Annotated in this window: 14 protein-coding genes; 10 read left to right on the top strand and 4 right to left on the bottom strand. The window is 70.9% G+C overall.

Annotated elements, in window-relative coordinates; genetic code table 11:
* The first annotated feature begins 545 nt into the window (after nucleotides 1-545).
* Nucleotides 546-2,234, top strand: a complete 1,689-nt coding sequence (locus HV826_RS21215) for a L,D-transpeptidase family protein (RefSeq protein WP_255217334.1) — start codon at nucleotides 546-548, stop codon at nucleotides 2,232-2,234.
* 3 nt (nucleotides 2,235-2,237) lie between these two features.
* Here HV826_RS21215 and HV826_RS21220 read toward each other — a convergent pair whose 3' ends face one another.
* From HV826_RS21220 to HV826_RS21230, 3 genes are read right to left on the bottom strand one after another with little or no spacing between them, the layout of a single operon-like run.
* The gene (locus tag HV826_RS21220) at nucleotides 2,238-2,651 is read right to left on the bottom strand and encodes a secondary thiamine-phosphate synthase enzyme YjbQ (RefSeq protein ID WP_176418844.1); all 414 of its coding nucleotides are present in this window, start codon (nucleotides 2,649-2,651) and stop codon (nucleotides 2,238-2,240) included.
* A gap of 3 nt (nucleotides 2,652-2,654) precedes the next feature.
* Nucleotides 2,655-3,389: an alpha/beta hydrolase gene (locus HV826_RS21225; protein ID WP_176418845.1), complete on the bottom strand. Its 735-nt coding sequence runs from the start codon at nucleotides 3,387-3,389 to the stop codon at nucleotides 2,655-2,657.
* Nucleotides 3,390-3,391: 2 nt separating this feature from the next.
* Complete coding sequence (locus tag HV826_RS21230; RefSeq protein ID WP_255217335.1) at nucleotides 3,392-4,144, bottom strand: peptidylprolyl isomerase; 753 nt, start codon at nucleotides 4,142-4,144, stop codon at nucleotides 3,392-3,394.
* 188 nt (nucleotides 4,145-4,332) lie between these two features.
* On the opposite strand from HV826_RS21230, the gene HV826_RS21235 reads away from it, so the two are divergent.
* Nucleotides 4,333-5,295 carry a hypothetical protein gene (locus HV826_RS21235; protein WP_176418846.1) on the top strand — a complete coding sequence of 321 codons (963 nt, stop codon included), beginning with the start codon at nucleotides 4,333-4,335 and terminating at the stop codon, nucleotides 5,293-5,295.
* Nucleotides 5,296-5,383: 88 nt separating this feature from the next.
* On the top strand, nucleotides 5,384-6,481 hold the full coding sequence (locus HV826_RS21240) for a peptidylprolyl isomerase (protein ID WP_176418847.1): 1,098 nt from the start codon (nucleotides 5,384-5,386) through the stop codon (nucleotides 6,479-6,481).
* Nucleotides 6,482-6,484: 3 nt separating this feature from the next.
* Here HV826_RS21240 and HV826_RS21245 read toward each other — a convergent pair whose 3' ends face one another.
* The gene (locus HV826_RS21245; RefSeq protein ID WP_176418848.1) at nucleotides 6,485-7,468 is read right to left on the bottom strand and encodes a lipase; all 984 of its coding nucleotides are present in this window, start codon (nucleotides 7,466-7,468) and stop codon (nucleotides 6,485-6,487) included.
* 202 nt (nucleotides 7,469-7,670) lie between these two features.
* On the opposite strand from HV826_RS21245, the gene speD reads away from it, so the two are divergent.
* The 7 genes from speD (at nucleotide 7,671) to HV826_RS21280 (ending at nucleotide 15,945) form a co-directional block, all read left to right on the top strand.
* Complete coding sequence (gene speD, locus HV826_RS21250) at nucleotides 7,671-7,949, top strand: S-adenosylmethionine decarboxylase (RefSeq protein WP_255208242.1); 279 nt, start codon at nucleotides 7,671-7,673, stop codon at nucleotides 7,947-7,949.
* Nucleotides 7,946-9,841, top strand: coding sequence for a DUF4178 domain-containing protein (locus HV826_RS21255; protein ID WP_176418849.1), 1,896 nt, complete (start codon nucleotides 7,946-7,948; stop codon nucleotides 9,839-9,841). Before speD ends, HV826_RS21255 begins: the two co-directional genes overlap by 4 nt.
* Nucleotides 9,842-9,873: 32 nt before the next feature.
* The gene (locus HV826_RS21260; protein WP_176418850.1) at nucleotides 9,874-10,035 is read left to right on the top strand and encodes a hypothetical protein; all 162 of its coding nucleotides are present in this window, start codon (nucleotides 9,874-9,876) and stop codon (nucleotides 10,033-10,035) included.
* Nucleotides 10,035-10,262, top strand: coding sequence for a DUF350 domain-containing protein (locus HV826_RS21265; protein ID WP_002635242.1), 228 nt, complete (start codon nucleotides 10,035-10,037; stop codon nucleotides 10,260-10,262). Before HV826_RS21260 ends, HV826_RS21265 begins: the two co-directional genes overlap by 1 nt.
* A 47-nt stretch (nucleotides 10,263-10,309) precedes the next feature.
* Nucleotides 10,310-11,806 carry a polyamine aminopropyltransferase gene (locus HV826_RS21270; protein WP_176418851.1) on the top strand — a complete coding sequence of 499 codons (1,497 nt, stop codon included), beginning with the start codon at nucleotides 10,310-10,312 and terminating at the stop codon, nucleotides 11,804-11,806.
* Nucleotides 11,797-13,431 (top strand): NAD(P)/FAD-dependent oxidoreductase, encoded by a 1,635-nt coding sequence (locus HV826_RS21275; RefSeq protein ID WP_176418892.1) that lies wholly within the window; start codon nucleotides 11,797-11,799, stop codon nucleotides 13,429-13,431. Before HV826_RS21270 ends, HV826_RS21275 begins: the two co-directional genes overlap by 10 nt.
* Nucleotides 13,432-13,587: 156 nt before the next feature.
* On the top strand, nucleotides 13,588-15,945 hold the full coding sequence (locus HV826_RS21280) for an arylsulfatase (RefSeq protein WP_176418852.1): 2,358 nt from the start codon (nucleotides 13,588-13,590) through the stop codon (nucleotides 15,943-15,945).
* Nucleotides 15,946-15,963 lie beyond the last annotated feature (18 nt).

The raw sequence follows: 15,963 nt of genomic DNA on the forward strand, positions 1-15,963 counted from the left end.
GGGGGATGGGGCCCGGCGGCAGGGGAGGCGGGCACCCGGGCGCCAGGCTCGGGGCTGCCGCGGGCTTCCGGGAACTGGCTTCACCGGCGCGCCGCCGTGGCCTGTATGCGGGGTGAGGAGCGGGAGCCCGTCGCGTGCCATGGGCCGCGGACCCTCATTTCCGCTGCATGTGACAAGGGCCGCTGCGATGGCACGAATTGCCCACTCACACGGAGCCCCACGCAGGCGAGCGTACCGTGGACGACGTTGAGTGTGCCGTCACTCCTCCGTACCGTGTCAGTTCCATGCGCCGTTGGCTTCCGCTCGTTCTGCTGCTGCCTGGAATCGCCTGCACGCCGCCTCCCGGCTCAGGGTCGTCTGAGGACGGTGGGGAGGTCCAAGCACCTCACGCCGACCCCAACGCCCCAGGCCAACTCCCCGCTGAGCCGGAGGTGTCCGTGGCCGTCACGGAGTCCGTGTCGGGACAACGTGCCCTGGCCGGCGCCGGAGCGCGTGCGCTCCCTGACGCCGCGGCGGACCCTCCCGGAGCGGGTGCCTCGCGCGCCATGACCGACGCCGCGGCGGAGGGCGGCAGCCCCCTCTTGCCGAGCGCGAGCGCGGATGCCCGGCGCACGGCCTCGGATGCGCTGTTCGCGGCGTGGCAGCGCACCACGGCGGATGCTGGGACGGACGGCGGCGTTGATGGCTCGGCCGAGGCGGCGCTGTCCCCGCCGCGACGCACGCCAATCGACGGGGCGGCCGTGGCGCACGACGAGGTGCCGGCGCTGACCGTCGACCCCGCCCTGGACGACCTCGCCCTCTCCGAGGGGGAGGAGGACCCGCCGGGCGAGGAGGCGCTCCCCCTGCCCGAGCAGCTCACCGTCATCCCAGACGGGCTGCGCCCAGGAGAGGAGCTGGTGCTTGGCCCGGACGGCGAGCCGCTCGAGGACACGGGGCTGGTGCTTGAAGACGTCGACCCGGTGCTGGAGCCGGTGAGCGGCGCGGCGGACGCAGGCACCTACGCGGTGCCCTTCACTCCGGACGCGGGCTCGCTGCGGGTGCGCCGGTCCATCGTGGTCCGCCAGGAGCCTCGGCAGGACGCACCGGCACTGGGCACCGTGGCGCAGGACATGCGCGTGCGCTGGCAGGGCGAAACGGCGGTGCGCGGGCCGGACTGCGAGGCCTGGATTCAGCTCGAGCCGCGCGGCTGGGTCTGCGAGCGCTACCTGGAGCCCAACTTCCGCGAGCCCCGCGTGCGCGAGCTCCCGAAGCTGCGCGAGGGCGAGCTGACGCCCGGCATCTACGCCCGGGTCGTGGGCAAGCGCGTGCGCGCCTATCGCAGCCTCGCCCTGGCGCGCGCCCGGCGAAGGGGCGTGCTGCTGAAGGGCTCCGTCTCGGTGCAGCTCCGCGGGCAGGTCCGCATCCGCCGCAGGACATACTGGCGCACCACCGACGGCCAGTACCTGGAGGCGCGGGTGCTGCGCGAGTACCGGCCCTCCTCCTTCGAAGGCGTGGACGCGGAGGCCATCGCCGAGCTGCCGCCGACGTTCGCCTGGGCCCAGTCCCGTACCCGTCCCTCCGCCGTTGTGGAAGTCCGCACGGCGCCAGACGCGAAGGCCCCCCGCGAAACGGTGCTGCCACCGCGCACGCTGGTCGCTGTGAAGGAGCTGTCCGAGGACGGCCACTGGGTGAGCATCGCGGAGGACCAATGGGTGGCGCGGGACGACCTGCACGTCGCCTGGTTCTCACACGCGCCGCCGCAGGTGGAGCCCGGCGCCCGCTGGCTGGACGTGGACCTGGATGCCCAGGTGCTGGTGGCCTACGAGGGTGAGCGGCCGGTGTACGCGACGCTCATCTCCTCCGGGAAGCAGGGCACGGACACGCCGGAGGGCCTGTTCCGCATCTGGGTCAAGTTCGCGGAGGCCGACATGACGGGCAGCGGCACCGCCGGCAACGACACCTACCGCGTGGCCACGGTGCCCTGGACCATGTTCTTCCAGGATGACTACGCGCTGCACACGGCCTACTGGCACGACCGCTTCGGCCAGCCCATGAGCCACGGCTGCGTCAACCTGTCGCCGAAGGACGCCCGCGCGCTCTATGCCTGGGCCGCGCCGCAGGTGCCCGTCGGTTGGTCCATGGTCCACGCGACGGAGGACGCGCCGGGCTCGTGGATCCGCATCCGCGGTCAGGCCCGGCCGACGGGCAAGCCGCGCAAGGTGACGGTCGCCGCGACGCGGGTGGGCGCGCCGTAGCGGTCAGCTCACCACGGACACGGTGACGCGGCGCCGGTGCGGCGAGGTCCGGTGCTCCCAGACGTAGACGCCCTGCCACGTCCCCAGGTCCGCGCGGCCGTCCCTCACGGGGATGTTGAGCGCGTTCTGCGTGAGGACGGTGCGCACGTGCGCGGGCATGTCGTCCGGCCCCTCCGCGTCATGGACGAAGAGCGGGTCCCCGTCCTTCACCAGCCGCGAGAAGAAGGACTCCAAATCCCGGCGCACGTCCGGGTCCGCGTTCTCACACAGCAGCAGGGACGCGCTCGTGTGATGAAGGAACACGGTGCACAGCCCCTGGCGAGCGCCGCTCTCCGCGACGGCGCGCTGGACGTCCGCGGTGATGTCGGTGAAGCCGCGGCCCCGGCTGGACACCGTGAGCTCCTTCGCGTGGAACATGGCTCAGCGTCCTCCCAGCCGCGCGGCGAGGAACGCGGCCAGGGCCTCCAACTCCTCGGTGACGATGGCGTGCGGCATGTCGTAGGCGTGGAAGTCCACGCTGAGGCCCGACGCCACGAACATGTCCCGCAGCCGCTCGGCGCCGCCCAAAGGCAGCAGCGGGTCGTGGCGCCCGTGGGCCTGGAACACGGGCAGCCCCGCGCGGCCCTGCGCGCGGGGGCGCCACTCCGGCTCCGACGTCAGCGTGCCGGAGAGGATGCACAGCCCGGCGGGCGGCTCGTCCAGGCGCAGGGCCACGTCCGTGGACACCATGCCGCCCTGGCTGAAGCCGCCCAGCACGATGCGCCCATACGGCAGCTTCATCGCGGCGCACAGCGCGTCCACGGTGCTCCTCAGCGCCCTGCGCGCGGCGGGCATGCCCGGGGGCACGTCGCGCGCGAACTGCTCCCAGTCGCGCTGCTCCCCGCGCATCACCGCGTCGGGCAGGGGGAACCAGGCGCGTCCGCCGTGCGCCCAGGCCATGGGTCCGCCGGGGAAGACGAACCGCACGCGGTCCGCCAGCGCCGGCTGGAGCGCCATCAACTCCGGTCCCAGGGGCACCAGGTCGGTGGCGGGCGCGCCCAGGCCATGGGAGAGGATGACGGCCAGCTCGGGCGTCGCGCCCTCGGGGAGCGCGTCGATGACGTGGCAGTCCAGCTCCCCCAGCCGTGTGGCCACGTGGCGCAGGGCGCGTTCCATCGTCACTTCTCGCTGCCGGCTGGCGCCTGGTCGCTCATGGCGATCTTCTGGATGACCACCGCCTCCAAGGGCTTGTCGCGCGGGTCGCGCTGCACGTTGGAAATCTTCTCCACCACGTCGTAGCCCGACACCACCTCACCGAAGATGGTGTGGCGGTTGTTGAGGTAGTCCGGCGTGGAGGTGGTGATGAAGAACTGGCTGCCGTTGGTGCCCGGGCCGGCGTTGGCCATGGCCAGCAGGCCCTTCTTGTCGAAGGTGCGGCCGCTCTGGAACTCGTCCTCGAAGCGGTAGCCCGGGTCGCCGCGGCCGGTGCCCGTGGGGTCGCCGCCCTGAATCATGAAGCCCGGAATCACCCGGTGGAAGATGACGCCGTCGTACAGCGGCTTGCCTGCCACGCGCTGGCCCGTCTTCGGGTCCGTCCAGGCCTTCTCGCCCGTGGCCAGGCCCACGAAGTTGGCCACCGTCTTGGGGGCATCCTTGGAGAAGAGGCGCACGACGATGGCGCCCTGGTTCGTCTCCAGGGTGGCGTAGACGTCCTGGCCCGCCTGGACCTTCTTCGTCCATTCACCCGAGGCGGCCTCGGCGGGGGGCGCCGCGGCCGGCACCTCGGCGGCGGAGGGCGTGACGGGCTTCGCCGGCGTCGTCGCGGAGGGCGGGCTACCACCCCCCGCGGATTCCTTCTTGTCGGAGTCCTTGCAGGCGGCGAGGGAGAGGCTGAGGCAGAGGAGGACAGTCGTCAGGTTTCGGGTCCGCATGGCGCGCGGACCTTAGCCCATTTCCAATGGATTCCAGGGGCTTGCGGGGGCCTTGGGTGGCTTCTGTCAGATACCCGGAGTGAAAATCGGCAAAGTCGGTGAGTCTGGACGCAACAATCCGAAAGAAAGCCCGATGATCCGGGTAGAGCTGCATAAAAGCCCTTCAAGTTCCCGTAGGAGCACACCCCATGGCGCCTCCGATTCGCCGCAACGAGCCCCGTCCCGTCCCGCCGCCTCCCGCGCCGGCGCGCCCGACTCCTCCGCCGCCTCCTCCGCCGGCGCGCACGGAGGCCCGCCCCGCGCAGGCTGACCGGTTCGAGGCCGCGCAGGGCCACATCAGCCGCGTCGCCAACGGCGTGCGCTCCGTTTCGGATGGCATCGCCGCCACCCAGGTGCGTGACGCCTTCGGTCCCCGCCGCCTCGGCCCCGCCAACCTGCCGGGTGGAAGCGGCAGCGTCGTCGAGGGCGCCAACACCCGCCTGGCGCGTGGCGCTGGCGCGGTCAGCCTCGCGGCCAACGTGGCGCAGCTGCCGGGCGCGGGCTACCTCGCAGCCCGCGACGTGCGCGACGCCATCCGCAACCCGACCGGGGAGAACATCCGCCAGGCGGTGGGCTCCACCGCGGGCGCCACCTCCACCGCCCTGACGGCGGCGCGTGACGGCCTGAACCTGGCGGGTAACGTCAGCAACTACCGCGCCGCCACCAACGCGGCGCGGACCGCCTTCACCGCGGCGGCCCCGGAGGCGACGCGTGCCGCCGCCAACCGCGTGGCCACCACCGCCGCCAACGTGGCGCTGGACGGCGCGTCGCGCCAGGTCGTGCGCCGCGCGGCCGCCGAGGTCGCAGAGCGGGGGCTGGAGGGCGCCGCCCGCGCCGCAGGCACCGCCGCTCGGGGCGCGCTCCAGGGCGGAGGCACCGCGGTGGCGCGTGCCGCCGGCCGCTTCGCTCCGGGCCTCAACGTCGCCATCGCCGTGGCGGACACCGCCGCCGCCGTGAGCACCATCGCGGACCCGAACGCCTCGACGGGCCGGAAGATTACCGCCGGAGTGACGGCGCTGGGCTCCATCGCCGCCGCCACCAACATCCCGGTGGTGAGCCAGGTGGGCGCGGCCGTCTCCACGGTGTCGAGCTTCCTCGGCTCCTTCTTCTAGGAAGCGCCGCGTCGTCAGTCCCAACGCTCCGGGGGGCTTCGGTCCTCCCGGAGCGTTGTGCTATCCGAGGTATCCGGAGCGAGAGACCATGACGACCCATGACGAATCGCAGGGTGGCCGCAACAACGCGCGTCCGTTGGCCGAGCTTCATGCGCTCGGCATCATGAAGAAGATGCCGGCGGCGTTGCAGCTCGACAGCACCGAGCCGGTGAATCTTCCCGCGGTGGAGGCGCCTTCGCTGGACGGGCTGTCGGTAGCGCAGGTGGCTCCCGCCCCCCTGACGGAGGAGGACCTCGTCGAGCGCTTCGATGCGCTCCGCCGCAAGCACGCGGACATCCGCGAGCGGCAGCCGGGCGAGGACGTGGCGGCCGACGACGACGTCCTGCTGGACGTGCTCGGCTTCGCCAACAACCGGCTGATGCCCTTCTCCGCCCGGGAGCACTGGTGGACGCGCGTGACCGCGGACCCGGTGCTGCCCGGCTTCTTCGAGGCCCTGGTGGGCGCGAAGGTGGGCCAGTCCTTCTCCATCGAGCTGACGCTTCCGGAGCGCTACCCCGTGGAGTCGCTGCGAGGTCAGCCGGCGCGCTTCCTGCTGGAGGTGAAGGCGGCGCGTGAGCTGAAGGTGCTGGACGACGACTCGCCGGAGCTGCTGGCGCGGCTGGGGACAGGTTCCCTCACGGACGTCATGCGCAAGCTCGGCGACGAGCTGGCCCAGGAGCGGCTCGCGGAGGCGGACCGGCTCACCCAGGAGCGCGTCATGGACGCGCTGGTGGAGCGCACGCCGGTGGAGGTGTCCGGGGTGCTGGTGGACGAGGAGCTTCGCCGCCGCTGGGCGGAGACCGAGCGGCCCATCCTCCTGCGCAAGGACTTCCAGCAGGACGAACTGCAGGAGGCGCTGGACGGGTGGCTTCAAGATCCGCTCTCCCGCACGGACGCCGCGTACCGCATCACCCTGGCGCTGGCCCTCCGTGCCATCGCCCAGCGCGACGGCATCCAGCCGGACCGCGCGGCGACGGACGCCATGCTGGAGGAGCTCGCGAACTTCACGGGCGTCAGCCGGCAGGAGCTGGGCGTGGCGGTGAAGGAGGACGAGGCGCTGGCGCGCCGCCTGTATGAGATGGCGCTGCGCTTCTCCACCATCGACCACGTGATGAAGAAGGTGACGCTGACGCCCGCCGCGGCGTGAGGCTCAGCGCGCCTCCAGCGCCAGGGCGACCATCACCTCGGTGAGGTCGCCCGGGTGGTAGCGCACCAGGCCCGGCAGGCCGCGCAGCGCGGCCTCCGCGTGGTCCATGTCATGGAGCCGCACCACGCGCGCGCCGGGCACCTCCGCGTCCACCGCCGTCACCATGCCGTCCGCCTGGTACCCATAGCGCTCGTGCAGGTAGCGCTGGAGCGGATACAGCGAGGAGAGGCGCGACAGCCGCGAGGTGGCCAGCGACACGGTGGGGATGTCCGCGGCGGGGTAGGGGTGCTGCTGGATGAAGGCCTGCCGCTGGGGATAGGACAGCTCCTCCACGGAGCGGGACACGCCGTGGAACAGCAGGGGGAAGGCGAAGTCGATGAGCCGCCGGAGCCGGGGCGTGGTGGCCAGGTCATGCGCGATGGAGGAGCCGCCATACGGTGCCTGCAGCGTCACCACCGCGCGCACCACGTGGCGCAGCTCCGGGTAGAGCGCCAGCGTGGCGGTGCACTCCACGCCGCCCTTGCTGTGGCCCACCATCACCACGCTGCGGCCGAAGTACTCCGCGTCGCGCAGCACCTCGCGGAGCACCGCCACGTTGTCCGCGAGCAGCCCTTCGGTGTCCACCGCGGCCTCGCGCACGCTCAGGCCCCGGCGCTCCAGCCGCTGCACGTTGTCCAGCAGGTAGCCGGGCAGCTCGTCGCCCAGCATGCCGCGCACCAGCACGTACTGGTGGCGCCGGGCCTCTTCCGGCAGCACCGGCAGCCCCTGGCGCACGCGCGCGTACAGCGCGTGGAAGCGGGGCGTGAGGTCCTCGGGGGGGAGGGGCAGCGCCGCCCGCTTCAGCCAGCCGGCCATGCCCGCGCAGCCGGGGCCCCACCAGCGCTCGGCGGGAGGCAGCCCGCGCAGCGTGCGAGCGAGCCGGGTGATGGCGCCGGGCGCCGGTGTTGGGGACTGCGGACGTGGAGGCTCCAGCTGCGGCGGCGTCATCTCTTAAGTCAGCGTAGCGGGAAGCGAAAGCCGGATGCCAACGCGGCCTTGAAAAGCCGCGGGCGCGACTTGCGCGCGGACGCGAGGGTGGGCCCGTGATAAGAAGTCCGAGGACGGGAGGATTTCGAAGCTGACCACCGGACAGGAATGGCTGGTTGACGCCAGCGGCTGCGCGCCTGGCAGCCTCAAGGACGCGGCGGCGCTGGCGGCGCTCTTCGAGGCGCTCATCGTCGCGCTGGACCTGAAGGTCGTGGGCCAGCCGCAGTGGCACGTGTTCCCGGAGCCCGGTGGCATCACCGGGCTGACGCTGCTGGCCGAAAGCCACCTGGGCATCCACACGTTTCCGGAGCACGGGTTCGCCGCGCTCAACGTGTACTGCTGCCGGGAGCGCCAGCGTCCGGACTTCGAGGCGCTGCTGGCGCGCCACCTGGGCGCGACGGCGTGCGTGGTGCGTGAGCTGAAGCGGGGGGTGACGGCGTGACGCAGGGGAAGTGTCCATCGTGCGGTGCGATGGTGGAGTTCACCGCCGGCTCGGCGCAGGTGGTGGTGTGCGGCTACTGCCAGACGGTGGTGGCGCGCAAGGGCTTGGACTTCGAGTCCCACGGGAAGATTGGCAGCATCGTCCCCACCGACTCGCCGCTGCAGCTCCGCGCGGAGGGGCGCTACCGCAAGGTGGCGTACACCATCGTCGGCCACCTGCAGAAGGACCACGGCGAAGGGCCGTGGGACGAGTGGTACGTGGAGTTCGCGGACGGCCGCACCGGGTGGCTGAGCGAGTCCGAGGGCGCCTTCCACCTGATGTTCGACATGGGGCCCGAAGAGGGCGTGGCGCTGGAGGACCTGCACCCGGGAGAGCGGCTGCACCTGCGCGACCGCGCGTGGGTCATTGAAGAGCGGGGGCACGGCCGCGTGGTGGCCGCCGCGGGCCAGCTCCCCAGCGACGTGGACCCCACGCAGGACGCCTGGTACGTGGACGCCACGGGGCCCAAGGGCGCCTTCCTCACGCTCGACTTCGGCACGCGTGGGCACTCGCCCGAGGTCTTCGTCGGCGAGGCGCTGAAGCTGGAGCAGTTGGGCATCCCGGCCGGGCAGCTCCGGCCCCGCGTGCGCAAGGTGGAGCTGCAGCAGGCGCGCTGCACGCAGTGCAACGGCAACCTGGACCTGCGCGCGCCGGACAAGACGCTGCGCGTGGTGTGCCCCTACTGCGGCGCGCTGCTGGACGCGCGCCAGGGCAAGCTGTCCTTCCTGCGCCTGCTGGAGAAGCCGAGCCGGCCGCTCACCATCCCCCTGGGGACCCGGGGGAAGCTGGATGGCGCGGACTGGGTCTGCATCGGCTACCTGGAGCGCTCGTGCAACGTGGAGGGCGTGCGCTACCCGTGGGAGGAGTTCCTCCTCTACAACGCGTCGCGCGGCTTCGTCTGGCTGATGAACTCCAACGGCCACTGGGTGTTCCTCAAGCCGTTGCCCGCGGGGGACGTGTCGCTGTCGCCCGGCGTCGCCGCCTTCCACGAGCACCGCCGCTACAAGTGCTTCCAGCACGTCATCGCCGTCACGGACAAGGTGCTGGGGGAGTTCTACTGGACGGTCCAGGTGGGCGAGCGGGCCCATGCGTCGGAGTACGTCGCCGCGCCGTACTCGGTGAACGTGGACGCCACCGACGACGAGGTGTCGTACACCCACGGCGAGTACCTGGAGCCCGAGGTGGTGAAGGAGGCCTTCGGCTTGAAGGCGCCAATGGAGCGGCGGGAGGGCATTGCCCCCAGCCAGCCCAACCCGCACCAGGGGGGCGTGCGCTCCTCCTTCGTGTGGACGGGCGTCTGGATACTGGCGTTGTTCGTGCTGTCGGGCGTGCTGTCCGCGTCCGCCGCGAAGGAGCAGGTGCTGGAGCAGGCCGTGGTGGTGGCGCCGGGCACCGCGCCGGGCTCGCCCGCGGCGATGCACTTCAGCGAGCCCTTCGAGCTGTCCAAGCGCGGCAACATCAAGGTGGACGTCTTCGCCGCGCTGGACAACGAGTGGCTGGGCATCCAGGGCGACCTGGTGAACCAGGATACGAACGACGTGGTGACCTTCTACGAGGAGCTGAGCTACTACCGCGGCCGTGACAGCGACGGGAGCTGGAGCGAGGGCAGTACGTCCGGCAGCGCCTACCTGTCCCCGTTGCCCGCGGGCAAGTACGTGCTGCGCACGACGGCGGCCTTCGACGCGAAGCCGAACCGGACGTTGCCCATGACGTACAAGGTGAAGCTCATCCACGACACGCCCAACGGGAGCTGGTTCTGCTTCGCGCTGGTGTTGATGGGGCTGGGCCCGGTGGTGGCGTTGTATCGCTCGCACAGCTTCGAGACTCGGCGCTGGGCGGAGAGCAACGTCTAGGTTTGCGTCGTCATGGGTGACGGAGGCGCGTCATGAAGTGGTTTGGAGGACTGGTGCTGCTGGGCTACGCGGCATTGATGATTTCGGGCTGGTCCCCCTTCACGAAGGAAGCGCGGGACAAGGTGCCGGGCAACGTGCGGCGTGGGCCGGGCGGCGTCCTGCTGTGGACTGGCGGCTACATGGGAGGGAAGTGATGTTGTTACTTGGCGTGGTGGTCAGCGTTCAGGGTGTGCTGGCGAGCATCATCTACTCGCTCATTGGCTTGGCGGTGTTCGTGGCGGGCTTCTACGTCATCCGCCTCATCATGCCCTTTGACGTGCACAAGGAGCTGGAGGCCGACCAGAACACGGCGGTGGGCATCGTCATCGGGTCCTTCATCATCGGCCTGGCCATCATCGTGGCCGCGGCCATCAGCGGATGAGGGCGCGCGCACCGCGCGCCCAAACCTGTACGAAGTGAAGTGACGCCGTGAACAAGACGCTGCTGTACATCACCGTCATCGTCATCGCGACGTGCGGGCTCGTCTATGAGCTCGTCGTCGGGGCGCTCGCGAGCTACCTGCTCGGCGACTCCATCACCCAGTTCTCCACCGTCATTGGCGGCTACCTGTTCGCCATGGGCATTGGCAGCTACCTGTCGCGCTACATCGAGCGCGGGGTGGCGCAGCGCTTCGTGGAGGTGGAGCTGGCGGTGGCGCTGCTGGGCGGCCTCTGCGCGCCGATGTTGTTCCTCACCTTCACGCTGACGGACCTGTTCCAGGTGGCGCTGTACGGCAGCGTGATTGCCATTGGCGCGCTGGTGGGCATGGAGATTCCCCTCCTGCTGCGCATCCTGAAGGACCAGCTCAAGTTCAAGGACCTGATAAGCCAGGTGCTGTCGCTGGACTACGTGGGCGCGCTCGCGGCCAGCGTGGCCTTCCCGCTGCTGCTGGTGCCGAAGCTGGGGCTGGTGCGCACGTCCCTGCTGTTCGGCGTGCTGAACGCGGCGGTGGCGCTGTGGAGCACCTGGCTTTTGGCGCCGCTGCTTGGCAACCCGCTGCGGCTGCGCGTCAAGGCGGTGGGGCTGACGGTGCTGCTGCTGGTGGGCTTCGTCATGGGGGACCGGCTCACCACCTTCTATGAGGACCAGCTCTACGCGGACGAGGTGGTCCACGCGTCCAGCTCTCCGTACCAGCGCATCATCCTCACGCGCGGCAAGCGGGGCTTCTCGCTGTTCCTCAACGGTAACCTCCAGTTCGCCAGCCTGGACGAGTACCGCTACCACGAGTCCCTGGTGCACCCGGCCATGGTGCGCGCGGGCAAGGTGGAGAACGTGCTCATCCTGGGCGGTGGGGACGGCCTGGCCGCGCGGGAGGTGCTGCGCTACCCGGAGGTCCGCTCCGTCACGCTGGTGGACCTGGACCCGGCGATTACCAGGCTGGCGACGAACTACGGGGAGCTGGCGAAGCTGAACCGCTATGCGCTGACGGACCCGCGGGTGCGGGTGGTCAACGGGGACGCGATGCAGTTCCTCACGGAGGGCGGCGCGCGGTACGACGTGGTGGTGGTGGACTTCCCGGACCCGAACAACTTCGCGCTGGGGAAGCTGTACACCACGGGCTTCTACAAGCTGCTCAAGAGGCGCATCGCGCCAGACGGCGTGGGGGTGGTTCAGAGCACCAGCCCGCTGTTCGCCCGGCGCTCCTTCTGGTGTGTGGAGACGACGCTCAAGGCCGCGGGCTTCTGGACGGAGCCGTACCACGCGCTGGTGCCGTCGTTTGGTGAGTGGGGATATGTGCTGATCGCGCACGAGGCGCCCTCCCGGCGCCGGCCGCTGCCCGAAGGGCTGCTCTTCCTGGATGACGCGACGATGGCGTCGCTCACCCAGTTCCCTCCGGACATGGGGCCGTTGCCCGCGGAGGTGAACCGGCTGAACAATCAGGTGCTGGTGCACTACTACGAGGCGGAGTGGCAGCGGTGGAACTGACGCGGCGGGAGCTGGTCGCCGCGTTCCTCGGTTCCGCGGTGGCGGCCAGCGCGTGCCGGAAGTCAGGGCCGAGGGCGCGTGTCCCCGGCGCGGTGGTGGACCAGTCCGTGGAGCTGGGGCACCGGCTTCGCGGTGGGCCGCTGCCGCGCGCGGACCTCGTGGAGCCCGTGGAGGTGCTGGTGGTGGGCGCCGGCGTGGCGGGCCTGTCCGCGGCCTGGCGCCTGGCGGGCGCGGGCGTGCGCGGCGTGCGCGTGCTGGAGCTGGAGGCGGAGCCGGGAGGCACGTCTCGCTCCGGGCACAACGGCACCTCCGCCTACCCGTGGGGCGCGCACTACCTGCCTGCGCCGCTGGAGGACCAAGGCCCCGTCGTCCGGTTGCTGCGGGAGATGGGCGCCGTCTCCGACGTGGATGATGCGGGCCGGCCGCGCTTCGAGGAGTCGTTGCTCATCCACGAGCCGGAGGAGCGCTTCTTCTACCGGGGGCACTGGTACGAAGGGCTCTACCTTCACGCGGGCGCCAGCGCGGAGGACCTGGAGGAGCTGCGGCGCTTCGAGGCGCGGATGAACGGCTTCGCCTCCGCGCGAGACGCGAAGGGGCGCAGGGCCTTCGCGGTGCCTTCCGGCCTGTCCAGTGACGACGCGGAGTGGACGGCGCTGGACGCGCTGAGCATGGCGGCCTGGATGGCGCGCGAGGGCTTCCGTTCGGCGCGGCTGAAGTGGGTGGTGGACTACGCGTGCCGGGACGACTTCGGCACCACCGCCGAGCATGTCTCCGCCTGGGCCGGCATCTGGTACTTCACCGCGCGGCAGGACGGGAATGGGGAGCGCAGCGAGGGCTACCTGAGCTGGCCCGAAGGCAACGGCCGGCTGGTGCGGCAGCTGGTGTCGGCGCTGCCGAACGGCGCGGTGGAGCGCAACGTGCTGGTGCACACCGTGGAGCCCGTGGAGGGCGGCTGCCGCGTGGACGCGCTGGAGGCGGGCACGGGCAAGCCCCGGGCCTTCCTGGCGCGGCAGGTGGTGCTGGCGTGCCCGCGCTTCATCGCGGCGCACGTGGTGGCGCCGTGGCGGCGGGAGCGGCCGGCGTGGCTGAAGGACTTCACGTATGGGCCGTGGGTGGTGGCGAACCTGACGTTGTCGTCGCCGCCGCGCTCGCGGGGCTTCCCGTTGGCCTGGGACAACGTCTTCTATGAGAGCCGCAGCCTGGGCTACGTGGTGGCCACGCACCAGACGCTGCGCCAGGACGAGCAGGGCCCCACGGTGCTCACCTGGTACCTGCCCATGGACGGCGCGGACGTGAAGGCCGAGCGGGAGAAGGCGCTGTCGGCCAGCTACGCGGACTGGGAAGCCCTGGTGATGGCGGACATGCTGCCAGCGCACCCGGGCATCGCCGGGCAGGCGCAGCGGCTGGAAGTCCAGCGCTGGGGCCACGCCATGGTGCGGCCTACGCCGGGCTTCATGTGGGGCCAGGCGAAGCAGGCCGCGGGGGAGAGCCTGGGGCGCTCGCTGCACTTCGCGCACTCGGACCTGGGCGGCATGGGCCTCTTCGAGGAGGCGAACTGGTTCGGCGTGCGGGCCGCGGAGCGCGTGCTGGCGGAGCTGGGCCGGCGTGAGGTGAGCTGGCTTTAGCCGCCGGTGTGCACCTGCCGGACGCCTCCGGCAGGTGGTGCCCCGTCTGCCCGCCTCCGCCTGGAGGACAGGGGGCATTGTCGGGTCGCATGTGCATCTCCCTCCACGAGGCCCCGCGGCACGTTCGTTCCCGCGCGTCCTCTTGGAGGCCGCACCATGTCGCTCAAGGAATACCCACCTGGAACCGCGTTCCCCGGTGTCATCGGCAGGACGGATGAAGCGTCCTCGCCTGCCTGGCCCGCGCCGCTGCGCGCGAAGCCGGGGGCACCCAACGTCCTCTTCATCGTCCTGGACGACACCGGCTTCGGTCAGCTCGGCTGCTATGGCTCGCCCATCCGCACGCCGAACCTGGACCGGCTGGCGGAGGGCGGGCTGCGCTACAACAACATGCACACCACCGCGCTCTGTTCGCCCACGCGCTCGTGCATCCTCACCGGCCGCAACCACCACTCCAATGGCATGGCGGCCATCACCGAAATCTCCGTGGGCTATCCCGGCCGCAACGGCTCCATCCCCTTCGAGAACGGCTTCCTCTCGGAGATGCTGGCCGGGCACGGCTACAGCACCTACTGCGTGGGCAAGTGGCACCTCACGCCCGCGGAGCAGACGAGCGCCGCGGGGCCCTACTCGCGCTGGCCCCTGGGCCGCGGCTTCGAGCGGTACTACGGCTTCCTCGGCGGAGACACGCACCAGTACTACCCGGACCTCGTTCACGACAATCATCAGGTCCGTCCGCCCAAGACTCCGGAGGAGGGCTACCATTTGACGGAGGACCTGGTGGACCGCGCCATCGGCTTCGTCGCCGACGCGAAGCAGGTGGCGCCCGACAAGCCCTTCTTCCTCTATTTCTGCACCGGCGCCATGCACGCGCCCCACCATGTCCCCCGGGAATGGGCGGACCGGTACAAGGGGCAGTTCGACGACGGCTGGGATGCCTACCGCGAGAAGGTCTTCCAGCGTCAGCTCGAGACAGGCGTGCTGCCGCCGGGCACCCAGTTGTCGCGCCATGACCCGGACGTGCAGGACTGGGACAGCCTGTCTGCGGAGGAGCGGCGGCTCTACGCGCGGATGATGGAGGTGTTCGCGGGCTTCCTGGAGCACACGGACCACCACATCGGCCGGCTCATCCAGTCGCTGGAGGCGAGCGGGGAGCTGGAGAACACGCTCATCATGGTCATCTCCGACAATGGCGCCAGCCCGGAGGGCGGCCTGCATGGCTCCGTCAACGAGCTGAAGTTCTTCAACAACACGCCGGAGTCGCTGGAGCAGAACCTGGCCGCGCTGGACGACCTGGGAGGCCCGCGCCACTTCAACCACTATCCCTGGGGCTGGGCCTGGGCGGGCAACACGCCCTTCAAGCGGTGGAAGCGCGAGACGTATCGGGGCGGCACCACGGACCCCTTCATCGTCCACTGGCCCCGAGGCATCCAGGCGCGGGGCGAGCTTCGCTCGCAGTACTGCCACGCCATCGACATGGTGCCCACGGTGCTGGATTGCCTGGGCATCGAACCACCCACGGAGCTCCGCGGCGTCACGCAGTCACCCATCGAAGGCGTCAGCTTCAAGGACTCCTTCCACGACGCGGACGCGGAGAGCCGGCACCACACGCAGTACTTCGAGATGTTCAGCCACCGGGCCCTGTACCACGACGGGTGGCGGGCGGTGTGTCCGTTCCCCGGGCCGTCCTTCACGGAGTCGAAGGAGCCGTTCGGCATGCTGAAGCTCACCGAGGCCAGGCTGCGCGAGTTCGATACGGAGGGCTGGGAGTTGTACCACGTGGCGGAGGACTGCTCGGAGACTCGGGACGTGGCCGCTGGGGAGCGCGACAAGCTCATCGAGATGATTGCCCGCTGGTACGTCGAGGCGGGCCGGTACGACGTGCTCCCACTGGTGACGCCGTCTCGTGAGCTCTTCGCCGTGGAGCGCCCGCAGCTTTCGCGGGAGCGGGAGCGCTACGTCTACCGGCCCCATACCTCGCCCGCGCCGGAGAACGTGGCGGTGCATGTCCTCAACCGCGCCCACGCCATCACCGCGCGCGTGGAGGTGGAGGACGGCGCGGAGGGCGTGCTGCTCTGCCACGGGGGATTGACAGGCGGGTACTCGCTCTTCGTCAAGGATGGCAAGCTGCACTACGTCTACAACTTCGTGGGCGAGAAGGAGTTCCACCTGGAGTCCTCCGCGGAGGTGCCGAAAGGCCACGCGGAGCTGCGCTTCGAGTTCCAGCCCACGGGCACGCCCGACCTGCCCGCGGGCCGGGGCGCGCCGGGCCGGGGACGCCTCTTCATCAATGGTGACCTGGTGGCCCAGCGCGACATCTCTGAGACGATGCCGCTGCTCATCAGCCTGGGCGAAGGACTGACGTGTGGCCGCGATGAGAACTCCTCGGTGAGTCCGCGGTACCAGCCGCCCTTCGCGTTCAAGGGCGGGACGCTGACGGAGGTGGTGGTGGACGTGTCGGGCGAGCACGTCCACGACGCCGAAACGGAAGTGAGCACGGCCATGGCGCGGCAATGAGCGCATGCGTGGTGGCCT

Source organism: Myxococcus sp. AM010, assembly GCF_013372585.1.
In the GTDB taxonomy this organism is placed as follows: Bacteria; Myxococcota; Myxococcia; order Myxococcales; family Myxococcaceae; genus Myxococcus; species Myxococcus vastator.